Annotated in this window: 10 protein-coding genes; all 10 read right to left on the reverse strand. The window is 67.0% G+C overall.

The genetic code is table 11. From position 1 onward, the window contains the following. On the reverse strand, positions 1 to 378 hold the full coding sequence (locus tag VIU94_RS23130) for a hypothetical protein (protein WP_331913777.1): 378 nt from the start codon (positions 376 to 378) through the stop codon (positions 1 to 3). Further along, the gene (locus tag VIU94_RS23135) at positions 375 to 710 is read right to left on the reverse strand and encodes a hypothetical protein (protein WP_331913778.1); all 336 of its coding nucleotides are present in this window, start codon (positions 708 to 710) and stop codon (positions 375 to 377) included. Before VIU94_RS23135 ends, VIU94_RS23130 begins: the two co-directional genes overlap by 4 nt. Continuing rightward, positions 710 to 1,030, reverse strand: coding sequence for a hypothetical protein (locus VIU94_RS23140; protein ID WP_331913779.1), 321 nt, complete (start codon positions 1,028 to 1,030; stop codon positions 710 to 712). Before VIU94_RS23140 ends, VIU94_RS23135 begins: the two co-directional genes overlap by 1 nt. Next, positions 1,027 to 1,611, reverse strand: a complete 585-nt coding sequence (locus VIU94_RS23145) for a Rad52/Rad22 family DNA repair protein (protein WP_331913780.1) — start codon at positions 1,609 to 1,611, stop codon at positions 1,027 to 1,029. Before VIU94_RS23145 ends, VIU94_RS23140 begins: the two co-directional genes overlap by 4 nt. Beyond that, positions 1,608 to 1,877 carry a hypothetical protein gene (locus VIU94_RS23150; protein WP_331913781.1) on the reverse strand — a complete coding sequence of 90 codons (270 nt, stop codon included), beginning with the start codon at positions 1,875 to 1,877 and terminating at the stop codon, positions 1,608 to 1,610. Before VIU94_RS23150 ends, VIU94_RS23145 begins: the two co-directional genes overlap by 4 nt. Further along, positions 1,874 to 2,149, reverse strand: a complete 276-nt coding sequence (locus VIU94_RS23155) for a WhiB family transcriptional regulator (RefSeq protein WP_331913782.1) — start codon at positions 2,147 to 2,149, stop codon at positions 1,874 to 1,876. Before VIU94_RS23155 ends, VIU94_RS23150 begins: the two co-directional genes overlap by 4 nt. Continuing rightward, positions 2,146 to 2,526: a RusA family crossover junction endodeoxyribonuclease gene (locus tag VIU94_RS23160; protein ID WP_331913783.1), complete on the reverse strand. Its 381-nt coding sequence runs from the start codon at positions 2,524 to 2,526 to the stop codon at positions 2,146 to 2,148. The genes VIU94_RS23155 and VIU94_RS23160 overlap by 4 nt, the downstream gene beginning before the upstream one ends. Before the next feature lie 103 nt (positions 2,527 to 2,629). Beyond that, complete coding sequence (locus VIU94_RS23165) at positions 2,630 to 3,103, reverse strand: hypothetical protein (RefSeq protein ID WP_331913784.1); 474 nt, start codon at positions 3,101 to 3,103, stop codon at positions 2,630 to 2,632. Between the two features lie 247 nt (positions 3,104 to 3,350). Further along, the gene (locus VIU94_RS23170; RefSeq protein ID WP_331913785.1) at positions 3,351 to 3,719 is read right to left on the reverse strand and encodes a hypothetical protein; all 369 of its coding nucleotides are present in this window, start codon (positions 3,717 to 3,719) and stop codon (positions 3,351 to 3,353) included. Further along, positions 3,716 to 3,935 (reverse strand): hypothetical protein (locus VIU94_RS23175; protein ID WP_331913786.1); only part of this gene is annotated, 220 nt, incomplete at its 5' end. The genes VIU94_RS23175 and VIU94_RS23170, both read right to left, overlap by 4 nt.

Raw genomic sequence — 3,935 nt, forward strand, 5'->3', positions numbered from 1 at the left:
TCAGGCTCCAGTCGTCATTGCGTATGCGGTGTTGGCTGACCGGAGCAGGGCCATGCACATCATTCCCTGCTCACGGGTGGTCTGTAGGTGGTCGTAGGCGGCCTGCCGTGCGGCGGTGGCGATGTCGTACTTGCGCTGCTCGTCGGCGGCCTTGTCCTCGATCCATTCGGTGCGCTCGGCGACAGTCGTCCCGCCTCGCTCCACCCGAGGGCATTCCTTGTTGAACCCGGCGTTGCGCCGCGCGGCCTCGTAGCCGTGCTTGGCTTCCACCTCTTTGTCGCGGGCGATCTTCAGCATCTCGGTGGCGAGCTCGAGCTGCTTCTCCAACTCGATGAGGCGGCGCTCTGCTGCTGCCGGGGTGAGGGCGTGCTCAGTCACAGCGCACCTGCCTTCCTGATGTTGTCGCGGTAGGTCTGGTTCGCGGCCTTGCATGGGTCGCAGACGGGTTCGTCGGCCCTGAGGTGGCGGGAGCGGCCCGCGAGACTGCCGCACTTGGACAGGTGGGCGGTCGTGCACGCCTCGCACGGCGGCTCGCTGTTGCGGGTGTGCCACAGGTAGCCGTGGTTCGTTCCGCAGGCCGGGCGTTTGTTCGTCATGAGGACGTGAGGCGAGCCGTACCTGTGCCACCGGGTGTAGTGGGTGTTGCACCAACCACGCGCCCATGCCTTGTTGTCGCAGCCGTCGATGGAGCACTTCTTCCGCAGCCGCATCAGTGGCCCGTCCGTTCCGCTTCGTCGAGGGTCTCCATGAAGCGGGGCTCGCGCGGCTCCCCGTACTCGACGCCACTGACGGCGCGGTGATGCAGCTGCTCCAGCAGGGACCGCGCCCACTCATCCCCACGGGCGCGGCGCTGTAGCTCCGTGAGCGTCTTCGCCAGCAGTTGGGGGTACAGGGTGCGGTCCTCGGTCTGGGAGCGCAGGAGGCGTGCGGTGATGTCCTCGCACATGTCTTCAGGCTTCAGCCGCTCGGGTCTGGCCGGCTGATCCTGCTCGAGCGGGGCGTCTGCCCATGGGTCGATGGCGAGGCTCATGCGCTCTGCTCCTCGTGCTCGATCTCGTCGTTGCCGAGGGAGACCTGCTGCTCCACACCCGCCTGCAAGTCCTCAGCGGGCTTCTCCGACTCTTCGGGCTTCGGGGGCAGGACCAAGGTCCGCTGGACAAGCGCGGTCATCTGGCCCTTGTTGTAGAGGCTCAGGCCGAACTGGTCGCCGAGGTTGATCGCGGTGCGCTTCTTCGCCAGCGAGAGAGCCGACTTGTACGCCAGGTCGTGAGCGTCGCCGCGGGTCTGGTTCTGCGCCGTGGCGGTCGAGCCGTCCTCGTAGTGGCACACCTCGTTGCCGTCGGCGTCCCGGATGGTCAGCCGCAGCAGGGCCCGGTAGCAGACATCCCAGCGGCCGGTCTGCTTGCCGTCCTGGGTCATGCGCGGCTGCTCGAAGACGCACTCGACCTTCACGATGTCGGTGTCGAACGAGCCGAAGCCGAAGACGCGGATCAGGTGGGCGGTGATGTCCTGCTGGCTCACATGCGAGTGACCCTTGCCGTCCTCGAGGACGCGGGTCTCCTTGATGGGCTGCAGGAGTTGCAGCGTCTGCGCTGCGTTGAAGCTGCTCATGATGCGTCTCCGATGTAGCCGTACTCGGCCTTGAGGGATTCGATGAAGCCAGCCACCGGATCAGCACGGTGACGGGGGCCGCTGCGTGAGGGGTGGACGTGCTCCGCGTGCGGGTCGTTGACCACCACGGCGACCTGGATGCCGTTGCGCTGCTCCCACTCGATGACGGGCGGGTCAGCCTCTAGGGCTTCATCCATCCGGCGGCGGTAGATGTTCGCGGTGTTGCTCTCGGGCTCTTCATCCAGAGCGCGCGGTCCGGTCCTCATGCCGCACTCACCTCCTGCTCGCCGAGCCACACCGGTTCGTACTCGGCACGCTTCCTGGGGGTGAGGCCACCGAGGATCCCGAACCTCTTCTCACGGGTCATGCCGACCTCGTGGCGCATCGCGAAGTCGAGGCACTGCAGCCGGACCATGCACTGGGTGAGGCACAGCGACGACGGGGTCTTCCAGTCGCCGCCCTTCTCCGGGAACCACTCGTCCCCTCCGACTTCGCGGCATACAGCGGCCTCGGTCCAGGGCTCGTAGTACGGGATCATGCGGGCACCTCCGTGATCGTGAACTTCAGGTATGCGGCGATGCCTGGGGTCTTGCGGCGCTCAGGGGATGCGCGGTAGGTGGTGGCCTCGACGTACTTGTCGGAGTCGTCCAGCAGCAGGCCGGCATCCACGAAGCCGTCAATCGCAGCCTTCGCCGTAGGGGCCAGGTTGGAGGCGTCTCGCCGGTGGTTGTCGGGCCATGTCACCTCGACGTCGATCGTGGCGCGCTTCATCGGCGGGTACCGGTGGTGCTTGGCCATCACCCAGGCCATGTCGCGGATCACCTTGACGTTGCGGGCGCGGGCGGCCCAGTGCTTCTCGACGTTGGCACTGAGCACCACGTCGCGAGAGATCGCGAGGTGAATGACGGCAGTCACGGGCATCCCTCTCAGTGGTTGACCCTGCTCCCCAGAAGCAGGGCGGGCGATGGATAGTTAGTTGCCTAGGGCAATCACCAATCCCAGACTCGCTGCATTGAACTCACCCCCCTTCGACTCGATGGCTGCGGACCCACTCGGTGCGGGCCTGCGAGTCCAGTTCGAGCCGCAGGACCCTCAGGCGGGTCTGTACCGGGTCGTCTGCGAGCGCCTCGGGGGTGAGCCAGCGCAGCGCCCGGTAGTCGAGCCTCAACTTCCCCCCGTACCAGCCGGCGTAAGGCGCGTCGGGCCAGGCCTGGTCCACGGTCAGGTCGATGACCAGCCGGCCGTTGGTCTCCAGCCAGCAGTGATCCCGCAGTGACTTCAGGAAGCCCTGGTGCACATCGCCGACGCAGTACAGGGTGTCGAGGTCGTGGTCTTCCTTGAGGCGTTCCTGCAGCCAGGCTGAGGTGACACCGCACTGGCCTGCGGGGGTGCCGGGTGCGCCTTGGCGTCTGTGGGCGGTCGCAGCGGACCAGGCGGGTTCAACCTGCTTGCGGTAGGCGGCGAGGATGGGCAGCAGGCCGTCGGGGCTCATGTGCGCTCACACCCACCCGCGTGACCGTCGGCGAGGCGGCAGTTGGGGACCTTGGAGCAGAACCCCTGCCCCACGTGGATGAGGCCAGCAGCGATGAGAGCATCGACGAGGTGCTGCTCCCACTCACTCTCCATCCAGAGGGCGGAGCCGTAGGGACGTTCCGCCCAGCCGCACTTGCATGCGCTGCCGCTCGGCTGAACGCGATGCCTGTGGGTCGCCAGCACCTCGACTGCGCGGTCTCGGTTGCTCATGCGAACCACACCCCAAGGAATGCGCCGCGTGCCTTGTTGCCTTCAGGCTTCTCGTCGGTGCTGACCTCGGAGATGTCGAATGAGTGGCCGTCGCCGCATCGGCAGTTGCCGCGCATCGCAGGGAGCCAGCGGAACCAGCCGACCATCGCTTCGGGGGTGTGGGACGACGCTCCCCAGATGCTGGTCGGCTCGTCTCGGTAGTCGTCCCAGGTGCGCCCGCTGTACGGGTCCCAGTCGCCCTCTGCAGCCATCTCCAGCAGGAGTTGGTCAAGGTCTACCTCGGTTGCGAGCGAGACGATCGGGCCGGAGTCCTCGATCGACTCGATGCGACGGACGCCGTCGGGCAGCCCGATCTCGATGCTCATGCGTCCCACCTGTGGTCGAGTCGGGTGTCGGGGTGGAGTTGCCGCAGCACCTCGTTCGGCTGGTCCCGGAAAATCCGGCGTCCGCGGGCACGGGCGCGTTGCACCAACGTCACGAACGGGGCAGCGACCACGGAGGCCAGCAGGAAGAAGGCGGCGAACTGCCAGGCGATCTGGATCGCGCGGAAGACGCCGCTCATGAGCCGAGCTCCTCGGCGT

The sequence above is a fragment of the Streptomyces sp. genome, from assembly GCF_036566765.1.
GTDB lineage: Bacteria > Actinomycetota > Actinomycetes > Streptomycetales > Streptomycetaceae > Streptomyces.